Source organism: Sagittula salina (assembly GCF_017813235.1).
Lineage (GTDB): Bacteria > Pseudomonadota > Alphaproteobacteria > Rhodobacterales > Rhodobacteraceae > Sagittula > Sagittula salina.
Genome location: NZ_JAGISH010000049.1, coordinates 1 through 282 on the forward strand (window position 1 = coordinate 1; position 282 = coordinate 282).

Genomic DNA, 282 nt, shown 5'->3' on the forward strand with positions numbered 1-282 from the left:
AATAAATGGCAGGCCCGCAAGCATGGCGTTCAGAGCCGTCGCCAATGGCGCAAGGTGCATCTGGCGATGGACACCGCCACATCCGACATCCGCGCGGTCGCGTTCACCCCAAGTCGGGAAGGCGACAGCCCCGTCCTGCCGGACCTGCTGGGCCAGATCCCTGAGGACGAGGACATCGGCACCGTGACCGCGGATGGTGCCTACGATACCCGCCGCTGCCTCAGCGCCGTCATCGCACGCGGCGGCACGGCAATCATACCTGTCCGAAGGAACGGTCGGGCT

At 66.3% G+C, this 282-nt stretch carries 1 protein-coding gene; it reads left to right on the plus strand.

Annotation, left to right across the window (positions count from 1 at the left end; all coding sequences use genetic code 11):
- Positions 1 to 282 (plus strand): transposase (locus J5474_RS22525; RefSeq protein WP_209364251.1); only part of this gene is annotated, 282 nt, incomplete at both ends.